Raw genomic sequence first — 19,217 nt, 5'->3', positions numbered from 1 at the left:
GAGCCTGTGGCTCCGCGCCGGTCCCTTTTACAGGAGGCATCACCGGTCCTCCGCTGTCAGGGCCGCCCTGCTGTCTCCCTCCCCAGATGTTGCCGCCGGGACGCTCCCCGGGACAAAGCAGGCGATCAGGCCCAGACACAGCAGCAACGCGGCCACGGTGGTCACCACGCGATAACGCACGAGTATCCCCCCTGTCCCTTGATGCTCTTCTGGGGCCAGTATAACAGGAGAAGCTGAAATTACTCTGAATTTTTCAGGGCATTTTCAGTTTTTTGTGGTATAGTGAGAAAAAACAGAGCCCAATTGGGAAAGGAGGCCCATTATGCGTATCCTGATCGTGGAGGACGAGGTCCGGCTGGCGGAGGCCCTGGCCCAGATCATGGCAGAGCAGAAATATCAGGTGGACCAGGTCCACAACGGTGCCGACGGCCTGGATTATGCGCTCACCGCCCAGTACGATGTCATCGTCCTGGATGTGATGCTGCCCAAGCTGGACGGGCTGGAGGTGGCCCGCCGCCTCCGCTCCGCCCACGTGTCCACTCCCATCCTCATGCTCACCGCCCGTGACGAGATCTCCGACAAAGTGAAGGGCCTGGACTGCGGGGCGGACGACTACATGACCAAGCCCTTTGACACCTCCGAGCTGCTGGCCCGGGTCCGGGCCCTCACCCGCCGCCAGGGGGAGGTGGTGTCCGAGGAGCTGGCCTTCGGAGACCTGTCCCTCCACCTCTCCTCCCACTGCCTGCGCCGGGGAGACAAGTCGGTGCGGCTGGGCTTCAAGGAGTTCGAGGTGCTGCGTCTGCTTCTCCAGAACGCCAAGCTGGTCACCCCCAAGGACGACATCATTGCCAAGGTGTGGGGGCTGGACTCGGAGGCGGAGGACAACAATGTGGAAGTGTACATCTCCTTCCTGCGGAAGAAGCTGTCCTTCCTGGCCTCCCAGGTCTCCATCGGCACCGTGCGGAAGGTGGGCTATTTCCTCACTACCTCGGATGAGCCCGGCAGCTTTGGCGGAGGGGGCATGCCATGATCCGTACCCTGCGGCGCAAATTCATTCTGGTGAACATGCTGCTGGTGTCCCTGGTCCTCCTTATGGTCTTTGGGGTCTTTATGGCAAGCAGTGCTCAACGCCTGAAGGACCAGAGCCTGCTGGCCATGCGTGCCGCCCTGATGTGGGGAGAGGAAGGCAGTCCCCTCCGGCCGGAGATCGCTTTTCCCCTGGATGGGTCCCGCCGCCCCTCCAGCGGCCAGGGCGCTCAGCGCTCCCTGCTCCCGGTGTTCACCGTCACAGTGGAGGACGGCGTGGTCACCGCTATCAACGACGGAGACCAAGTGGATGTCTCTCTGGAAGTGGCCCAACAGGCCGCCCAGGCCGCTCTGGAGGACGGCCGCCGGGATGGCACCGTCTCCTCCCTCCGCTATCTCCGGGAGGATGCGGAGGGAGGCGCGGTCCGCTTGGCCTTTGCTGACCGGACCTGGGAGCGGGAAAATCTTCTGGCCCTGCTGCGGACGTGCCTGCTGGTGGGGCTGCTGGGGCTGGCCTGTTTCTTCGTCATCTCCCTGCTCCTCTCCACCCTGGCCTTACGCCCCGCCGAGCGGTCCTGGCAGCAGCAGAAGCAGTTCGTAGCCGACGCCTCCCACGAGTTGAAGACCCCCCTCACTGTCATCCTGGCCAACGCCGGCATCCTCCTGGCCCACTCCGGAGACATGGCTGATGGACAGCGCAAGTGGGTGGAGTACATCCAGGCAGAGGCTCAGCGGATGAAGTCACTGGTGGAGGACCTGCTCTTCCTGGCCCGCTCTGATGACCGGCGCTCTCCCCTCCGTCTCCAGACGGTGTCCTTCAGCGACCTGGCCTGGGAGGCCCTGCTCCCCTTTGAGTCGGTGGCCTTTGAGGCCGGCGTGGCCCTGGACAGCCAGATCACGCCTGATCTGGAGCTCCTGGGCGATCCGGAGCAGCTGCGCCGCCTGGTGGCCATTCTGGTGGACAACGCGGTCAAGTATGCCGGGCCCCGCGGCTCGGCCTCACTGATCCTCCGCCCCCAGGGAGACGAGGCAGTCCTCTCCGTCCACAACACCGGCGAGCCCATCCCTCCGGAGCATCTGCCCCGCCTGTTCGAGCGCTTCTACCGCACTGACAGCGACCGGGCCAGGAGCCAGGGGGGCTACGGTCTGGGGCTGTCCATCGCCAAGAGCATCGCAGACGGCCATCGGGGCCGGATCTCCGTCTCCAGCTCCGCCATCTCCGGCACCCTCTTCACCGTCAGGCTGCCCCTGCCCGGCCGCGGCCTGGGGCACCTCCGGACCCGCTCCCTGGGGTGAATGGCCCGCCGTTTCTGCATGGTGAAAAAAGCGGAGATTTCTCTTGACAGCCCCAGGGGAAGATGATAAAATCCGTAAATACAAAGGGGAGTAGTCGGCGCGGTTCCCGCGCGGAAAGGCCAACAAGCATGGATGGAGCTTGTTCCATTCTGGTTTTTCCTGAAATGACCAGACCTGCGTTCCAATGGGAACGCAGGTCTTTTTTTGCGGGCTGTCTGCCGGGCGCGGGCCGATTTTTCTCCAAAAGGGTACACATACTATAAAGAAATGGAGGAAGAAAGCATGGAATTTCTTTGGGAGGGGCTTCTGTCTATCACATGGCAGCAGCTGCTGATGTACGTCGTGGGCGGCCTTTTGATCTGGCTGGCCATCGAGAAGGGGTTTGAGCCCGCCCTGCTGCTGCCCATGGGCTTCGGCGCCATCCTGGTCAACCTGCCCCTGTCCGGCGTCATCAATCAGTTCAGCGAGGGCGTGGGTGAGACCCACGGCATCATCCAGTGGCTCTTTGAGGTTGGCATCGAGGCCAGTGAGGCCTTCCCCATCCTGCTCTTCATCGGCATCGGCGCTATGATCGACTTCGGTCCCCTGCTGGCCAACCCCAAGCTGTTCCTGTGCGGCGCCGCCGCCCAGGCCGGTATTTTCCTCACCATCCTCCTGGCTGCGGCCCTGGGCTTTGACCTGAAGGACGCCGCCTCCATCGGCATCATCGGCGCCGCAGACGGCCCCACCTCTATCCTGGTCTCCCAAATCCTCGACTCCCGCTATGTGGGGGCCATCGCAGTGGCTGCCTACTCCTATATGGCTCTGGTACCCATCATCCAGCCCTTTGCCATCAAGCTGGTCACCACCAAGAAGGAGCGGGCCATGCGCATGCCCTACCGGGCCCAGGGCGTATCCAAGCGCCTGCGCATCCTCTTCCCCATCGTGGTCTCCGTCATCGCCGGCCTGGTGGCTCCCTCCTCCGTGGCGCTGGTAGGCTTCCTCATGTTCGGCAACCTGATCCGGGAGTGCGGCGTGCTCACCTCCCTCTCCCAGACCGCCCAGAATGAGCTGGCCAACCTGATCACCCTGCTGCTGGGCATCACCATCGCCTTCTCTATGAAAGCGGATCAGTTCGTCCAGAAGGAGACCATCATGATCATGGGTCTGGGCCTGGTGGCCTTTGTGCTGGACTCCATGGTGGGCGTGCTCTTCGTCAAGGTACTCAACATCTTCACCCCCAAGAACAAGATCAACCCCATGGTAGGTGCGGCCGGCATCTCTGCCTTCCCCATGTCTTCCCGGGTCATCGAGAAGCTGGGTCAGGAGGCCGACTCCCAGAACCACCTGCTGATGCACGCGGTGGCGGCTAACGTCTCCGGCCAGATCGCCTCTGTGGTGGCCGGCGGTGTGGTGCTTCAGTATTTTGCCAACAATCCCATCCTGTGATGGAGTAAAAAGGAGGACATTCGAACATGGAAAATATTACGCATGCTTTGGAAATGATGGGGCAGGGAATGCTGGGCATCTTTGTGGTCCTGGGCGCCATCGCTCTGCTGGTGGCGCTGATGCAACGCATCGACCACAGGGGAAAGAAAAAATAACAGCGTTTCTCTGATAGGGAGGCGTGGGATATGCTGACCTGTGTCTCTGTCACAGCCAGTCCTGCACCACATCCTCCAGCACCGTAGGGCTGACCTGCTGCTCCACCAGTGTGGTCATCAGTTCGTCTATGCGCACCGCGCTGGTGGTGATGCCCCGGATCTGCGCGCAGTCTCCGTCCTCTTCCGCGATCTTCACCCCGTACTGTTCGCAGAAGAAGCTCCCCGCCTCCAGCTCGTCCACCAGCAGAAAATAGTGGAGGCGGCGCAGTTTCCCCGCCTCGTCCGTCAAGGATCTTGACGCGATCTTAAGTTCCATCATATTGTGCCCATTTCTCCTTTTTTAAAAATCTATCCACATTATATGGTATATCTGTGTAGAAAAAAAGGGAAACCCACCGCAGATGCGGTTTCTGTGGAAAAAAGATGCCCGACCGGGAGCGTTTTTGCCCCGGCGGGCATCTTTTTTCCACAGGGGAACCCGCTCCGCGGTCCCGGCATAGGATGGTCCAGTAAACGGCGCACCATCACGCCGGAAGGAGGCTCCATATGGAGGAAGAGTTTGGGACTCTGCAGATCAGAGTCTATACCTCCCGGGCGCAGCTCCCCATCGAGGACGCCACTGTTGTGGTGACCCAGATCAGCCCGACCGGGAAATATCACCTGTTGTCTGTCCAGATCACCGACCGTGAGGGCCGGGTCCAGCCCCTCACCATCCCTGCGCCCCCCCGCTGGGAGAGCACCGGTCCCACCCAGGACATGGTCCCCTTCTCCGTCTGCCAAGTCTGGGCGGAACACCCAGGCTACACCGCCCTGCGGGTGGACGGCGTCCAGATCTTCTCCGGCGAAGAGACCGACCAGGACATGGAGCTCATCCCCTTGGCCGAGGGGCAGCACAGTCTTGTTGACAGCTCCATCCTGAACACCTCCCCTCAGAATCTGTGAGGTGTCCCTATGCCGGTCATCGTCCTTCCTTACATCCCCAGCACCATCACGGTGCATCTGGGCCTGCCCGACCAGTGGGCAGAAAATGTGACGGTCTCTTTCCCCGACTACGTCAAAAACGTAGCTTCCAGTGAGATCTATCCCACCTGGGAGCTCTCCGCGATCCGGGCCAATGTGCTGGCTATCATTTCCTTTGCCCTGAACCGGGTCTATACCGAGTTCTACCCCAGCCGGGGCTACAACTTCCAAATCACCAACACCACCGCCTATGACCAGAAGTTCATTCGGGGAAGGAGCTTCTTCCAGAGCATCAGCGCAGTGGTGGACGAGATCTTCAACGACTACATCCGCCGTCAGGGCTTTGTGGAGCCCCTCTCCGCCAAGTTCTGCAACGGGACCACCTCCACCTGTGACGGGCTCTCCCAGTGGGGCAGCCAGGAGATGGCCCAGACGGGCTACAACTCCATGGAGATCCTCCGCCACTATTACGGGGACGACATCGAGCTGGTGGTCAACGCCCCCATCCAGGACATCACCCAGTCCTATCCCGGCAGCCCCCTGCGGCTGGGCTCTGTGGGGGAGGAGGTGGCCGTGGTCCAGACCAGCCTGAACCGCATCTCCCAGAACTACCCCGCCATCCCCAAGATCCAGCCCGTCACCGGCATCTTCGGGGAAGACACCGAATACTCCGTGCGGCAGTTCCAGCGCATCTTCAACCTGGCGTCAGACGGCGTGGTGGGAAAGGCCACCTGGTATAAGCTGGTCTACCTCTATGTGGGCGTCACCCGGCTCTCTGAGCTGGTCAGCGAAGGGCAGACCTTCTATAAGGTCCAGTTCCAGTACCCTGGCGTCCTCCGAGAGGGGGACACCGGCACCGAGGTTCAGGTCCTCCAGTACATGCTGGCCGTACTGGCTGAATTTGATGAGGTCATCCCCCCGCTGACGGTGGACGGCGTATTCGGCCCCTCCACCGCCAATGCGGTCCAGTCCTTTCAGCGGCAGACTGACCTCCTCCCCGACGGCGTAGTGGGGGAAGCCACCTGGGACGCCCTGTACCGTGAGTTCGCCAGCCTGGAAGCCGTGCTCCAACAGGATGTGGCTCGCTTCCCCTTTCAGGCCTCCGAGCTCATCCCCTCGCTGGTGGACCTGACCCTGGCGGCGGTCAGCGGACACAGTGAGACGCCCCGCTTCGGGCAGCATCCAGGCACCGATCTGCGTTTGGGGCAGTCGGATCAACAGGAGGTGTCCTTGTCATGACCTTACAGCAGCTGGAACGCGAGATGGTGGCCCAGCCCATACGGAGTCTTCAGTATATGCTGAACCGCCTGTCTCTGCGCTATGACTTTCTGCCCGCTCTGGTCCCGGACGGTGTGTTCGGGGAGCGTACCCTGGAGGCGGTGATGCTCTTCCAGCGGGAGCTCCACCCCCCTGTCACCGGCGTGGTGGACCGTGAGACCTGGCAGGCCATTCTGGACGAGTGGCTGGATCTGGAGCGAGAGCTTGCCGATCCCAGACAGATACGTGCTTTCCCTCCCAGTGCTAAAGTTCAGGCCGGTTCCTCCCACAACTACCTTCTCCCGGTACAGGCCATGTTTCAGAGCCTCTCCCATGTCCTGGATGGGCTGGAGCCGGAGTCCATCGACGGCATCCACGATGCTGCTTCGGTCCGGAATACCCAGTGGCTCCAGGAGAAGGCTATGCTGCCCCAGACTGGTGAGCTGGACCGAGAGACCTGGGATATTCTGGCCCGCCTCTATGAGCTCTTTGTCATCAGCCACATCGATCTGCGCCGCTACCCGGAGAACCGCCTGGCAGGCTCCACCCCGTCCACCTGAATCCCGGCCTCTCCTTGGCCCGGGCGGGCCGATCCCTCTGCTCGCTCAAAAGTCCCTCTTTTCTCCGGCTCCCAGCGGAAAGCCCTCCGTTTGTCCCCGCTCTCGCGGGCGGGGACAAACAAAAGATCCAGGGAGGGCCAAAAAAGTGTTGACAGGCAGGCCCTTATATGGTATGATACCACTTGCGCTGAAGAGCGCAGTCCCCCATGCGCGAGTGGTGGAATTGGCAGACTCGCTAGATTCAGGTTCTAGTGTGCATTACGCACGTGCGGGTTCAAGTCCCGCCTCGCGCACCACGTCGGAGCAAGCTTTGTATCGCTTGCTCCGACTTATTTTATAAGTCAGAGCGCGCTCACGCCGCTGCTCCTCCTTTCCAACTGCGACCCGCTGTGCTGGGCTCGCAGTTGGTGGGCCGCCCTGCGGGCGGCATTTTTCGTTTCTGACAGAAATATCAGTCTTAACCGCCCTTCACAAAAAGAAAGACATCTGCTTGTGCAGATGTCTTTCCTCTTTTGCTTCCGCTCCTTTTTGCTCTCCCCCCTTTTCCGGCTCTAGGAGCCGGGACGGACTTTTGCCGGGGACAGCCGGAAGATCACAGCCCTGCCCTTGCGCTCTGTGCTTCCTTTAAAAATGCCGGATGAAAATATCGCTCTGCTCCAAAAATTCCTCCACCGTATCAAAGCCCAGCAGGCGGAGCAGCTTGAGGACATAGGGGTTGTCCAGCGGAGTGCTGAACTCCGCCTCGTCTCCGTAACGGTCTACATTCTCCCGCCCGGTCTCCCGGTCCAGCAGGACCTTCGGCCCGCCTACGCAGCCGCCGGTACAGCCCATCCCTTCAAAGAAATTCGCCTGGTGCTGGCCGGAGCGGATGTCCTCGATCATCGCCCTGCACGCCGGCACGCCGTCTGCCTGCCGGGTCCGGACCTGGATAGGCCGCTCCGGGTGCAGACGGGCCACCGTGGTCCGAACCGCCTCGCTGACTCCGCCGGTACGGGCGTAGATCCGCCCCGCTCGGGAGGAGTGGTCCCGCTCGCTCTCCTCCAGCAGCTCCGGGTGGATATCCGCCGCCTGGAAAATATCCTGCATCTCCTGGAAGGTAAGCACATAGTCCACCGCGCCGGCCAGGTCTGCCTCCCGGGCCTCCGCCTTTTTGGCAATGCAGGGCCCCACAAAGATGGTGACCGCATCTGGGTGCAGCTTTTTTACCGTCCGGCCGGCGGCGATCATAGGGGATACCGCCCCGGGAACGTGTGGCATCAGCTCATGATACAGCTTTCGGATCATGCCGATCCACATGGGGCAGCAGCAGCTTGTGAGCTGGAAATCCGTCTCTGTGTGAATGTTCCGGTCAAACTCCAGCGCCTCCTTCAACGTCAGCAGGTCCGCGAAGAGGGCCACCTCCACCATCCCGGTAAAGCCCAGCAGCTTGAAAGCCGAGCGCAGCCGGCCCGGCGTCACCACAGTGGAGAATTGGCCCAGGAAGGCAGGGGCGATCAGGGCGTAGACGGGCCCTTTGGCATGCTTGACTGCGTCCAGGGCAGGCAGCACGTCCCGGCTGGCAGTCAGGTTTCCAGACTGGCAGGCCTGGATACAGGCGCCGCATCCGGAGCAGCGGTCCGGGTCCACGGCAAGCGTGCCGTCGTCCCTGCGCACGATGGCGTCAAACAGGCAGGCGGCGGCGCAGTGTGTCTCCTCTTTGGGACAGGTGCAGGGGTTGAGCGGCCAGACCAAGGGGTGGTCCTGAGGGTGGAGCAGGCAGTCCAGATGCCCGGCACTGGCCTCCAGATCATCTGCCTGGACGGAACCCTTCTCAACAGCCTGCTTCAGCATAGTGCGGTAAAGTTCCTCAAAGGTCATGGTGGTCCTCCCCTTCTGTCGATACAGTGGTCAGTATGTCCGTTTTGGGAACAAGCAAACCCGTTTCCCTGTTGTTTCCCTATTATATCACAGAGGGACTCGGCCGTCATCCCTATTCCCCGGGAAACAGGGCAGAGAAAAAGGGAGAACCCTCTGGACAGAAGTCCCGGCAGGAGGTATGATAAAGAGGTAAGCACTGCGGGCCTCCTGGGGTCCGCGCACACTGAGATCAAGCATCTGCCCCGGGTCGGGCAGAGCAGCGAGGATTTGATATCATGTATCGGAGAGAAACTCCCTGGGACATCGTAAAACCGCTCCTGTTTTTCCTGGGCTCTATCCTCTGGCTGGAGGGGATCTACCGGGCTTTCTATGTCCGGCCCTTTTTTGATGTGGGGCTGGTCTATATCCTGCTTTTCTCCCTGCCGCTGGCCGGGATGTGTGCCCTTTTGACCTCTCTCTGGGGCAAGAAGGGGAACCGCAAGGCCGGCTTCGCCGTGCTTGGCGTGCTGACCCTGTGGTACATGATCCAGTCGGTGTACCACACGATCTTTGCCACCGTGCTGGTCACCAAGTCCTTCAACATGGCAGGTCAGGCCCTGGGCAGCTACTGGAAGGAGACCCTGCTGGGCATCTGGGAGGCCCTGCCCGCCCTGCTCCTGCTGGCCGTCCCTCTGGTGGTGTACTTCTTCCAGCCACGGTTCGCCCTCCTGAACCGCCCGGACGGCCGGGTGCTGCTGGGAGTGATCGGCGGCGTGATCATCGTGCAGGCCGCAGCAGTGCTGGCGATCGCCCTGCCCACCGGCGGGATCATGACGACCCGCCAGATCTATCGAGAGACCTTTGTCCCAGACCTGACGGTCTCCCACTTCGGCCTGGCCACCACCCTGCGGCTGGATATCGAGCAGACCCTCTTTGGCCTGGAGGAACCCAGCCGCCCCGACCCGGGTGAGGGCTCGGTCTCCACGCTGGCCCCGGGGAATGTCTCTGTCCAGCCGGAGGAGCCGGAGGAAGGGGAGACCCCCGCCGCCTCCGGTCCCAATGTCATGGACATCGACTTCGACGCCCTGATCGCCAACGAGACGGACAGCACCCTGAAGGACATGCACGAGTATTTCCGGGACCGGACGCCCACAGAGAAAAATCAGTACACCGGTATGTTCCAGGGCAAGAATCTGCTCCTTTTCACCGGCGAGGCTTTCTGGATCGGCGCAGTGAACGAGCAGTACACCCCCACCTTATACAAGCTGGCCCACTCCGGCTTTGTGTTTGAGAACTTCTACAACCCCCTGTGGTATTACTCCACGGTGGATGGGGAGTATGCCGCCACCACCGGCCTGATCCCCACCAACCAGGTCAATGCCTCCCAGCGGTATGCAGGAAAAAACGGGGTCTCCATGTACTTCTCCATGGGCAACCAGCTCCGGGCCCTGGGCTATCCCACCCTGGCCTACCACAACAATACAGCCAACTACTATGACCGCAACCTCTCCCACCCCAACCTGGGCTATGATTTCTACGCCTGTGACACCGGGCTGGATGTGGCCATGACCTGGCCCCAGTCCGACCTGGAGATGATGCAGCTGACCCTCCCCCAGGCTCTGGCCGGAGAGAAGCCCTTCCACAACTACTATATGACGGTGAGCGGCCACATGAATTACAGCTTCGCCGGCAACGCCATGTCCGCCAAGCACCGGGATGAGGTGGCGGATCTGGACATGAGCGAGGCCGCCCGGGCCTATCTGGCCTGCAACATGGAGTTGGACCAGGCTCTGGAGTACACCATCAAGACACTGGAGGAGGCCGGCGAGCTGGAGAACACCGTGATCGTCCTCTCCGGGGACCACTACCCCTATGGCCTGGACGGCACCGGCGCCATCGACGAGCTGGCGGGGGAAGGGACGGAGGCCGATCCCTTTGAGAAGTACCGCTCCACGCTGATCCTCTGGTCCGGTGACATGGAGGAGCCTGTGGTAGTGGACAAGCCCTGTTACAGCGTGGACATCATCCCCACCCTGTCCAATCTGTTCGGCCTGGAATATGACTCCCGCCTGCTGGCCGGCCGGGATATCCTCTCCGACGCCCCCGGCCTGGTCATCTTTAACGATTACAGCTATCTCACCGAACTGGGGCGTTACAATGCGGACACGGACACCTTCACCCCAAACGAGGGGGCACAGGTGCCGGAAAACTACGCCCAGGACACCTACTGGGAGGCCCGGTATATCCGCAGCTATTCGGAGAAGATCCTATTCAATGACTACTACCGCAAAATCGGGCTGGAGCCCCCGGCCGGTCCGGAGGAGAACTGACCAGACGCAGAAAGGACGCGCCTCAATGCGAGGCGCGTCCTTTTAGAGATATGTATGGATCAGCAGATCAATAGTTCTCCGCCTTCAGCTGGAAGTAGTCCCGGGGATGAGCGCAGACGGGGCAGACCTCCGGCGCCTGCTTGCCCACATGGATATGGCCGCAGTTGGAACACTGCCAGATCATATCGCCGTCTCTGGAGAACACCAGGCCCCCCTCCACGTTGGCCAGCAGCTTGCGGTAACGCTCCTCGTGCTCCTTCTCGATCTTGGCAACTTCGGAGAACAGGAATGCGATGTGGTCAAAGCCCTCCTCCTCGGCCTCCTTGGCCATGGTGGCGTACATATCGGTCCACTCGTAGTTCTCGCCCTCAGCAGCGGCGGCCAGGTTCTCCGCAGTGGAACCGATCCCGCCCAGCAGCTTGAACCAGATCTCAGCATGCTCCTTCTCATTGGCGGCGGTCTCCTCAAAGATCTTGGAGATCTGGACAAAACCGTCCTTCTTCGCTTTGGAGGCAAAATAGGTGTACTTGTTGCGGGCCTGGGACTCCCCAGCAAAGGCTGTCCACAGGTTCTGTTCTGTCTTGCTTCCCTTCAGTTCAGGCATGATGATTTCCTCCTTTAGTTTCTTAATGAGAATAATTACTGTTTAAATTATACCATATCCTGCCCGCCTCGTCAACTCATTTTACAGATCTTTGGAACCATCCTGTGTCTTCGACCGGGCCCGCATCTATTATACTCTACTCCTCCAGTCCGGGCAAGCGGTCCGCCAAATTTTGCAGTCAAAAACATCGCCCGCAGAGCGGCCCCAACTGCAAGCTCAGCACAGCGGATTCGATTTGTAAAGGATGAGCAGCAAAATAAGCGCGCTCTGACTTACAGAGCAAGCGCTACGACGCTTGCTCCGACTTGCAAAAGACGGTTAAAATCGATATTTTAAAAATGAAAAAACAAAAACGCCGCAACGCGGCGAAACCAAATCGCAACCCAGCGCAGCGGTTGTGATTTGGAAAGGAGGAGCAGCAAAATGAGTGCGCTCTGACTTATAAAATAAGTCGGAGCAAACGATAGACGTTTGCTCCGACTTGGAGCAGGTGAGGGGAATCGAACCCCCGTGTTCAGCTTGGGAAGCTGACATTCTGCCATTGAACTACACCTGCATGGGTTTCAGCTTGTATAATATACCACAACTTGGCGTGCAATGCAAGGGGAAAATCCAGACTCACAAAAGTTTTTTCAGACCAGCCGGACCAGCGCCCCCTCCTCCCCCGCCGCAGCTGGGGAGGAGGGGGCGCGCCGCTGGCCCCAGGCCGTGAAGAGCAGAGACATCGGGCGGACATCCGCCGAAGATCCGCACACCAGCGCTGCGGCCTGGTTGGTAAAGCGGAGGGACAAGCCCTTCCGGACCAGATCGATCATTATGGAGACCGCTCGACTGATGGCGGTAAAGACCGCCGGCCGGTCCGGAGACTGGAGTCCAGGTCTGTCTGCGCGGGCCCGGAGATGAGCCGGCCCAGGCAGTCGAACCGGGAGCCGTGGCAGGGGCAGTCCCAGGTCTTCTCGTCCGGGTCCCACTCCAGCTGGCAGCCCAGGTGGGGGCAGCGGATGTCCACGGGGTGGAGCGCCCCCGACTCGTCCCGGTAGACCCCGGCCTTTTTCCCGTTGAGGAACACGATCCCGCCGTGTCCGGCCGGGATATCTTTGGCCGCCTCTGCTGGGATCTGGAAGAATCGCTTGACCATACTCTTGACGGCCTGCCCGCCCTCCGTCAGGATGCCGGGCAGCGCCGCGGGGTCCAGACGGCTGGGAGAGAAAAGGCCGGCATAGGGGTTGTCCCTGCCCTGGATCATATCACACAGGAGGGTGGCGGCCGCCATGGAGGAGGTCATGCCCCACTTCTGGAACCCAGTGGCCACATACCAGCCGGGATGGCTGGAAGAGTAGGGGCCGATATAGGGCACATGGTCAGGCGGCATGCAGTCCTGGGCAGACCAGTGGGCGGTCTCCTGGCTCTGGGGGAACCACTCCCGGGCCTTCCGCCGGAGCAGGTCATACCGGCCCCCCTCGGTGTTCTCGCCGGTGCGATGGCCTCCGCCGCCCAGCAGGAGCAATTCCCCATAGGTGCGGAGAGAGAAGGTGTCCCGTCCCACTCCCAGAAACATGCCGTCCACAGGCGGAGCGCCCTGCAGGGCCAGCACATAGGAGCGCTCCTGGTGCATCCGGGCGAAATACATCCCCGGAAAGTTGACAAAGGGAAAATGGCAGGCGAAAACGATGTGCTCCGCCTGGACCGAGCCCAGCTCTGTGGTCAGGAGGTCCCCCTCCGCGGTGAGGACCCGGCTCTGCTCGTAGATGGTCAGCTGGTCCGCCAGCACTTTCAGGAATTTCAGTGGGTGGAACTGTGCCTGCCCTTCAAAGCGGACCGCCCCATCGTGGGGGATGGGGATAGAGACCTCCCTGGTGAACGAGGCCGGCAGGCCCAGGCGCCGGGCGGCCTCCGCCTCCTCCTGTAAGACAGTGACGTCAGGGCCGTAGAGATAGGCACATCGCTCCTCCCAGTCGCAGGAAATGCCTTGGACGTCGATCAGGTCCTGATAGGCCCGGACCGCATCCTGGTTAGCTTTGGCATACCGCCTGGCGGTCTCCTCCCCAAAGGACTGGATCAGCCTGCTATAGATCAGGCCGTGCTGGGAGGTGATCTTGGCCGTGGTGTTTTGGGTCTGCCCGCCGGCGATCCGGCCGGCCTCCAGGACAACGACTGAAAGCCCGGCCTGCTGGAGGGCATAGGCCGTCAGCACCCCGGCCATCCCCGCCCCTACCACTGCTGCCTGAGTTTTCAAATGCCCCCGGAGGGGCGGCCTGCGCCCAATAGAGCAGGTCTGAGACCAGATAGATCCCATAAAAGCCTCCTTTGATCCTCTACAGTGAATGTCTGCTTTATCCATGCCCAACGGAGCGGCTTTTATGTGAGAGAATCACTTATAGAAAAGGCGAAAAACATCGGCAAGGAGAATGAGCTGCGGACAGGGCTTCCCGATGCATCATTGTATTCGTCCCCTTTATATGCAGCGCACGATGCCCCCAGCGTGCCTCCGCCCTGGAGGGGCAGGCCGCTTTTTTGTCTCTGAGAAAGGGGCAAAAAGCTTGCTGGTAACAGGTGATTAAGCCTCCCTAGTCACTAATAGTATAATAAGATCGTTTATGGATAGAAAATATGTTATAATAACAAAAAATGTTAAGGAGAGGTACAATGAATATAGACCTGCAAGCAATGAAGGATATAGTCCTCATCAGCGTCCCAATCATCACAGCATACTTTACATATCGTACAAATAAAAAATCAAAAAAAGAGTTAAATAACGAACTTGAAGTACGACTTAGGGAACAAGATAACGAGACTGCAAACGAGATTAAAAAAATGCAAAAACAATTAGAAGTTCGTAATATGGAAAATAGTTGGAATACCAGCACACCAACAACGCAAAAATATTTGGATGAAGTAGATGTACGGCGTTCTGGTAATGTTATGAGTTTACAGAACCTTATTCCAACAGTATTAAGCCAAGTTGAGCAATCCTCTAACTTAGATGAATTAAAACTAATTAAGGAAATGCTTTTGAAAATAGAGTTACCATTTGATGCAGAATATTTACTTCCTTATGAAATTCCATTCTTAATTCAATTCAAAAGATTGCTCAATTTTGTAGATCAAAAAATCAACAACACGGAAAGTTGATATATAAAAATAGGATATTTGGAACTCTATATCTGTAATATATACCGTTTTTTTCGTACAGAACTTATGTTGTCCATTTTAAGTGAAAGCCCATATTTTTTAGCAAAACTTCCTCTGTTAGTTAAAATCGCAGTCTAGCTGTTTGAGTACTTCCATTTGGCTGTCTGCACACCAGCAAACGGGCTTTGAGCCTCCGATTGGCGCTGTAGTATCTGTTCTATGGCTCTACGGTACCATTCGGCCTCTTTTGATAACTTTTTTGACCAAATTGCTTCCAATGCGGTAGCAGATGTAGTCCAAATCCGGTGCGTCCCAAACCACAAGGTCGCCCAGTTTTCCGACTTCCACAGAGCCGATTTGGTCAGCCATCCCAATTGCGGCAGCACCATTAAGCGTGACAGCTGTTAGCACTTCTTCCGGCGTAAGCTTGTACTTCAGGCATCCCAGTCCAATAACAAACTGCATATTCAAGCATGGGCAAGAGCCAGGATTGAAATCTGATGCCATGGCAACCGGCACTCCAGCTTCCACCATCGAACGTGCAGGCGCAAAACCGGCCCCCAGGTAAAAGCTAGTAGCCGGCAGAAGACAGGCTACTGTGCCCCCTTTTGCCATACTGGAGATTCCTTCAGGCGGACAGACAATTAAATGTTCCGCAGAGACCGCACCCAGCTCTCCGGCCAAGACAGATCCACCAATCGGATCGATTTCATCTGCATGTATTTTGGGAGTCAGGCCATATTTGCGGCCCGTTTCCAAAATTTTTCGGCTTTCTTGTGCATTAAATACGCCTGTTTCGCAGAACACATCACAGAACTTAGCGATTTTCTGTTCCGCAACTGCTGGGATCATTTCTTCGCACAAAAGACGGATATATGCGTCCCGGTTTCCTTTATACTCAGAAGGCAGTGCATGGGCCCCCATAAAGGTGGCCACTACGTCCACAGCATGCCTCTCCTGTAACTTTTGGATCGCGCGAAGCTGTTTTAGCTCCTCATCGGTCGTAAGGCCATATCCGCTCTTGGCCTCACAGGTGGTGGTGCCGAAGGACAGCATCTCACTTAACGCCAGGGACGCCTTCTCTGTCAGCTCCTCTTCGCTGGCCGACCGTGTACTTTTGACGGTAGAAAGGATACCGCCGCCTTGGGCAAGGATATCGAGATAGGGGACACCATGGAGTTTCATACCAAGCTCATTCTGTCTCCAACCGCCAAAAATCAGGTGGGTATGTGCGTCCACAAGGCCCGGCGTGACCAGTCCTCCCTCTGCATCTATCCGTTCAGCATCTATGTCGGGAGGGGTGCCAGTCCCAACCTGAAAAATCCGTTCGCCTTCTAGCAGCACCCACGCATCTCTTTGGATTTGGATGGCGCCCTGAGCTGCCCCGCCTTTGGGTCCGTATCCCAGCGGAGTGGCAAGAACGCCGATGTTGAAGAGCAGCACTCGTTCCATATGATAGTTCGATCCTTTCTCAAGAGGGAGGAGACGCACATGCGCCTCCTCCCTAGCAAAATGGATGGTAACGCCTATTTGATGACGCTTTGATACAGTTGGATTCAGCCCTCTTTCTTTCCAGTTACCAGAGCGACCACAACGTAATCAATAAAGGAGGCACTCATACCAACGATAATAGCATCCACCGGGATGGGAAGAATACCAAATACGCACAGCAGTGAGACAACGCCACCTACAACGATGGAAGAAACTGCTGCCAAAGCGTTGCCCTTTTTCCAGAACAGGCCTAAGAGAACAGGGGCGACCAGACCGCTGGCATAGAAAGTATAAGCATAGTCCAGGATCTCAATGATGCCAGGGATGGCCAAGGCCACGAAAAGGGATGCGATACCGACCACTACGGTAGTCACCACAGACATCCGCAGAATCGTCTTGGAACTCTTTTCATCGCTGGCAGACTTACCCATAGCACCCAGGTAGATGTCGTTGACTACATGGGAAGTGCAAGCCAGCAGCAGAGAGTCAGCAGTGGACATGACGGCAGCACACAGAGCAGCGATCACAATGCCGGCAGCCACGGTGGGCAGCACCTCCACAGCCAGAGAGGCGATGGCGCTTACCTCAGTCAGGGTATCGCCCAGGAAGGCACGGGCCAGCATACCGTCTATAGCGCTGTTGACGCCCATTGCCATCAGAATACAGCCGGCAATGATACAGCCGGTCTTTGCGATTCGTTCATTCTTTGCAGAGAGCAGTCTCTGGTAGAAATCCTGACCGATGATTTCATAGGCGATCATCGGCAGCGCGATGGACGCCATTGCTGCAAGACCGATGCCGGTGGGACTCATGTAAGTATCAATGCCGCCCGGAACGTTCATGGTGGACAGTTTTTCAACCAGTCCGCTCCAACCACCAATTTTAATCAGGCCAATAAACGTAGTCAGGGGGACCCCGATGAAGATGACGATAAGCTGGATCACGTCGGTGAGGGCCACTCCCCACATGCCGGAAAAGGCTGTATAAAGAATGATCACACAGATAGCGATCACAGCTGCTACTGTAGTGTTGATTCCAAATACAGTCAGCACCTTGGAGATGGCACCGACCTGGGCGGCAAGGATACCGACCAGAGCCGCAAAGGAGAATACACTCGTGAGGACACGCGCAGTGTTGGACTGGTAGCGGTTATAAACGAAGTCGCTGATCGTACACAGTCCCATTTTACGCATGGGCTTTGCCATCAGCAGACCCAGCACCAGCATGGCGAGGCCGGTAGAAACGCCGAATGTCATGCCGGACAATCCCTGATTATAGCCATTTGTAGAGGTTCCGATGATGTTGCCGCCGCCCAGCTGGGTAGCACACAGAGTACCCACCAGGACAAACAGGCCCATGGACCGGCCAGCCAAAAGGAAGTCTTCAGAGCCTTTTACCCTGCGGGATGCATAAAGACCCACAGCAAGCACGACCGCCATATAGGCGATCAGGATTATCAGCATTGTGATTTGATTGGGTGTCATAGCGATTCTCTCCTTTTTTCAGTGCGTTTTTTACGCCAGGATCGTTATTTCGCCAGAGTCTCCGTCCATTTTCACTTTCTGCCCCTCGCAGAATTTGTCATAGGTCTGCTGATCCACCCGGATCAGCGGGATATCCATAATAATCGCATTAGACACCAGAACAGTACTTAGATCCAGCACAATGAATCCCGCAGGTTTGTTGTCAAACTTGGACATCTGATACAGGCCGTCCATCTGCACCACAGAGCTGCCCTTATCAATAGGAAACACGATAATTTTCTTTGCAATCACTTTGTCTGTCAGTGCATGATCCTGTTCAATGATGGTACCTTTCTCCGGGCTTACCATATAGAAATTGATCGGATCTTTTGACACCAGGATCTCGCCTTCAACAATGCCGCTGGCAATCGGCTCACCCTTCAGCAGTCTCTCATCCTTCATGATACGATCTCCCCCTTCAGCACAGATTGGATACAGGCGGGAATACTCTTGACAGTAAATGTCATGTTCCAGCGCTTAGTATAGTAGGCACATTTAGGCGATTCCGTCACGCCGCTCATCCCATACAGATGCGACCAGCATGGCTGATCCACACAACTGTTGATAACGATTTCTCCACCAGCTTTATGTATGATATCCAGGTAGCCCATCCGCTGCGCCAGCTCCTTGGTGGAGGTAGAGGTGAAGATATACAGCTGACCTGCCAGCTGCTGACCATCCAGCATCTTCGCGATGGAACCCACCTGGTTGATGGTCAAATGGGGGCAGCCCAAGATACAGAAGTCCGCTTTTCCAGTGCCGGCAGAGATCTCCGCTCTGGCCTGAGCCAAGTCTTCATTCGTGATGGTGACCACAGGGGGATCTTTCCGCCCTAAAAAGGCAGTGTGGACATCTGCCGCCTCCGGTGTTACGCCTACCACATGGAACATGGGGACGATCCCATGGATATTCAACTGAGTACCCAGGTCCATCAGTTGTTCCGACGTGGTCTGCTTGGACAAACCATTGAACACAGGGCAGTGGTATGCCTGGCCCATCTTTTTAGGCGTAATATAACCCAGCAGCTCATAATCGTATTCACTGTCCACATCGGCCTCTACCTGAATAAGGACATCGCCTGCCCGATTCTGCTCCAGCAGCAGTCCGTATTCGGGTGTGACACCGGTAATGGCCGCACACATAGCGCTCTGAGCAGCCTCACGATTTGTCCGGGCCCCCAGCACCGAGTTGACATATACTGCGCCGCCAGAAGCGGAGAAAGAACAGATTTCTCCAAAGCGGGGGACATTGTTTTCAAAAAACGGGGTGCAGTCAAAGGTGAGGATGGCGCCAAGCTTCCGATAAACATCGATCGTGCTCTTCAGTGTGCGCTCATTTTCCTCATCTAATTTCGAAATCGTCTTAAAATACTCATAGTCATAGGCGGGATTGACCGTGGGAGGCACCATACAATGTGCCTGCTCCTCCAACAGCTTCGAAACAAACCAGAGGTCACCCTCCTGGTTGCTTAGAGAGATATGCCCCCGGCTGATCGGTACCATACGCTCAGCGCCGAAAGCTTTCCCGATCCCTACCAGGACCCGCATTGCCCGGGCAAATCCTGGTCCCATTTCGCCATTCAGCATGGCTTGTTCCTTCTCTGTCAATCTCATTTCGTT

The 19,217-nt window shown here is 57.8% G+C and carries 19 protein-coding genes and 2 tRNA genes; 10 read left to right on the top strand and 11 right to left on the bottom strand.

Annotated elements, in window-relative coordinates; all coding sequences use genetic code 11:
- Positions 1-39 precede the first annotated feature (39 nt).
- The gene (locus tag L9O85_RS05255; RefSeq protein ID WP_256183204.1) at positions 40-180 is read right to left on the bottom strand and encodes a hypothetical protein; all 141 of its coding nucleotides are present in this window, start codon (positions 178-180) and stop codon (positions 40-42) included.
- Between the two features lie 142 nt (positions 181-322).
- Between L9O85_RS05255 and L9O85_RS05250 the strand changes: the two genes are divergently transcribed.
- From L9O85_RS05250 to L9O85_RS05235, 4 genes are all read left to right on the top strand, one after another.
- A complete protein-coding gene (locus L9O85_RS05250; protein WP_050624465.1) occupies positions 323-1,030 on the top strand; it encodes a response regulator transcription factor in 708 nt (235 codons plus the stop codon).
- Positions 1,027-2,322: a sensor histidine kinase gene (locus tag L9O85_RS05245; RefSeq protein ID WP_301579782.1), complete on the top strand. Its 1,296-nt coding sequence runs from the start codon at positions 1,027-1,029 to the stop codon at positions 2,320-2,322. Before L9O85_RS05250 ends, L9O85_RS05245 begins: the two co-directional genes overlap by 4 nt.
- A gap of 282 nt (positions 2,323-2,604) precedes the next feature.
- Complete coding sequence (locus L9O85_RS05240) at positions 2,605-3,750, top strand: sodium ion-translocating decarboxylase subunit beta (RefSeq protein WP_050624463.1); 1,146 nt, start codon at positions 2,605-2,607, stop codon at positions 3,748-3,750.
- A gap of 26 nt (positions 3,751-3,776) precedes the next feature.
- Positions 3,777-3,905 (top strand): sodium pump decarboxylase gamma subunit, encoded by a 129-nt coding sequence (locus L9O85_RS05235; protein ID WP_108981459.1) that lies wholly within the window; start codon positions 3,777-3,779, stop codon positions 3,903-3,905.
- Between the two features lie 49 nt (positions 3,906-3,954).
- Here the strand turns inward: L9O85_RS05235 and L9O85_RS05230 are convergent, their stop codons facing one another.
- Entirely contained in the window at positions 3,955-4,224 is a 270-nt protein-coding gene (locus L9O85_RS05230) for a DUF6514 family protein (RefSeq protein WP_256183206.1), read from the bottom strand.
- 227 nt (positions 4,225-4,451) lie between these two features.
- Here L9O85_RS05230 and L9O85_RS05225 point away from each other — a divergent pair, with 227 nt between their 5' ends.
- The 4 genes from L9O85_RS05225 to L9O85_RS05210 all read left to right on the top strand — a co-directional run bounded on the left by L9O85_RS05225 (position 4,452) and on the right by L9O85_RS05210 (position 6,978).
- Positions 4,452-4,847: a hypothetical protein gene (locus L9O85_RS05225; protein WP_050624461.1), complete on the top strand. Its 396-nt coding sequence runs from the start codon at positions 4,452-4,454 to the stop codon at positions 4,845-4,847.
- A gap of 9 nt (positions 4,848-4,856) precedes the next feature.
- Positions 4,857-6,104, top strand: a complete 1,248-nt coding sequence (locus tag L9O85_RS05220; RefSeq protein ID WP_108981460.1) for a peptidoglycan-binding domain-containing protein — start codon at positions 4,857-4,859, stop codon at positions 6,102-6,104.
- Positions 6,101-6,682 (top strand): peptidoglycan-binding domain-containing protein, encoded by a 582-nt coding sequence (locus L9O85_RS05215; protein WP_050624459.1) that lies wholly within the window; start codon positions 6,101-6,103, stop codon positions 6,680-6,682. Before L9O85_RS05220 ends, L9O85_RS05215 begins: the two co-directional genes overlap by 4 nt.
- A 208-nt stretch (positions 6,683-6,890) precedes the next feature.
- Positions 6,891-6,978: transfer RNA gene (locus tag L9O85_RS05210), tRNA-Leu, on the top strand.
- 328 nt (positions 6,979-7,306) lie between these two features.
- On the opposite strand, the gene L9O85_RS05205 is transcribed toward L9O85_RS05210, so the two are convergent.
- On the bottom strand, positions 7,307-8,539 hold the full coding sequence (locus L9O85_RS05205; protein ID WP_256183208.1) for a [Fe-Fe] hydrogenase large subunit C-terminal domain-containing protein: 1,233 nt from the start codon (positions 8,537-8,539) through the stop codon (positions 7,307-7,309).
- Between the two features lie 275 nt (positions 8,540-8,814).
- Between L9O85_RS05205 and L9O85_RS05200 the strand changes: the two genes are divergently transcribed.
- Positions 8,815-10,848: an LTA synthase family protein gene (locus L9O85_RS05200; RefSeq protein ID WP_050624457.1), complete on the top strand. Its 2,034-nt coding sequence runs from the start codon at positions 8,815-8,817 to the stop codon at positions 10,846-10,848.
- 67 nt (positions 10,849-10,915) lie between these two features.
- Here the strand turns inward: L9O85_RS05200 and rbr are convergent, their stop codons facing one another.
- The 4 genes from rbr to L9O85_RS05180 form a co-directional block, all read right to left on the bottom strand.
- Positions 10,916-11,452 carry a rubrerythrin gene (gene rbr / locus L9O85_RS05195; RefSeq protein ID WP_050624456.1) on the bottom strand — a complete coding sequence of 179 codons (537 nt, stop codon included), beginning with the start codon at positions 11,450-11,452 and terminating at the stop codon, positions 10,916-10,918.
- Positions 11,453-11,934: 482 nt separating this feature from the next.
- Positions 11,935-12,008, bottom strand: a tRNA-Gly gene (locus L9O85_RS05190).
- Positions 12,009-12,084: 76 nt separating this feature from the next.
- Complete coding sequence (locus tag L9O85_RS05185) at positions 12,085-12,267, bottom strand: hypothetical protein (protein WP_050624455.1); 183 nt, start codon at positions 12,265-12,267, stop codon at positions 12,085-12,087.
- The gene (locus L9O85_RS05180) at positions 12,267-13,748 is read right to left on the bottom strand and encodes an FAD-dependent oxidoreductase (protein WP_276853613.1); all 1,482 of its coding nucleotides are present in this window, start codon (positions 13,746-13,748) and stop codon (positions 12,267-12,269) included. The genes L9O85_RS05185 and L9O85_RS05180 overlap by 1 nt, the downstream gene beginning before the upstream one ends.
- Positions 13,749-14,098: 350 nt before the next feature.
- Here L9O85_RS05180 and L9O85_RS05175 point away from each other — a divergent pair, with 350 nt between their 5' ends.
- The gene (locus L9O85_RS05175; RefSeq protein WP_301579780.1) at positions 14,099-14,584 is read left to right on the top strand and encodes a hypothetical protein; all 486 of its coding nucleotides are present in this window, start codon (positions 14,099-14,101) and stop codon (positions 14,582-14,584) included.
- Between the two features lie 225 nt (positions 14,585-14,809).
- Here the strand turns inward: L9O85_RS05175 and hutI are convergent, their stop codons facing one another.
- The 4 genes from hutI to L9O85_RS05155 all read right to left on the bottom strand — a co-directional run bounded on the left by hutI (position 14,810) and on the right by L9O85_RS05155 (position 19,211).
- Positions 14,810-16,036, bottom strand: coding sequence for an imidazolonepropionase (hutI, locus tag L9O85_RS05170; protein ID WP_108982101.1), 1,227 nt, complete (start codon positions 16,034-16,036; stop codon positions 14,810-14,812).
- 104 nt (positions 16,037-16,140) lie between these two features.
- On the bottom strand, positions 16,141-17,559 hold the full coding sequence (locus L9O85_RS05165; RefSeq protein WP_108982061.1) for a sodium:solute symporter family protein: 1,419 nt from the start codon (positions 17,557-17,559) through the stop codon (positions 16,141-16,143).
- A gap of 30 nt (positions 17,560-17,589) precedes the next feature.
- On the bottom strand, positions 17,590-18,000 hold the full coding sequence (locus L9O85_RS05160; protein WP_301579779.1) for an aconitase X swivel domain-containing protein: 411 nt from the start codon (positions 17,998-18,000) through the stop codon (positions 17,590-17,592).
- Positions 17,997-19,211: an aconitase X catalytic domain-containing protein gene (locus L9O85_RS05155; protein WP_050624451.1), complete on the bottom strand. Its 1,215-nt coding sequence runs from the start codon at positions 19,209-19,211 to the stop codon at positions 17,997-17,999. Before L9O85_RS05155 ends, L9O85_RS05160 begins: the two co-directional genes overlap by 4 nt.
- Positions 19,212-19,217: the final 6 nt, after the last annotated feature.

The sequence above is a fragment of the Lawsonibacter asaccharolyticus genome, assembly GCF_022453915.1.
GTDB lineage: Bacteria > Bacillota > Clostridia > Oscillospirales > Oscillospiraceae > Lawsonibacter > Lawsonibacter asaccharolyticus.
Note: the sequence above shows the minus strand (reverse complement) of the source record. Positions and strands in the feature narration are given on the sequence as shown.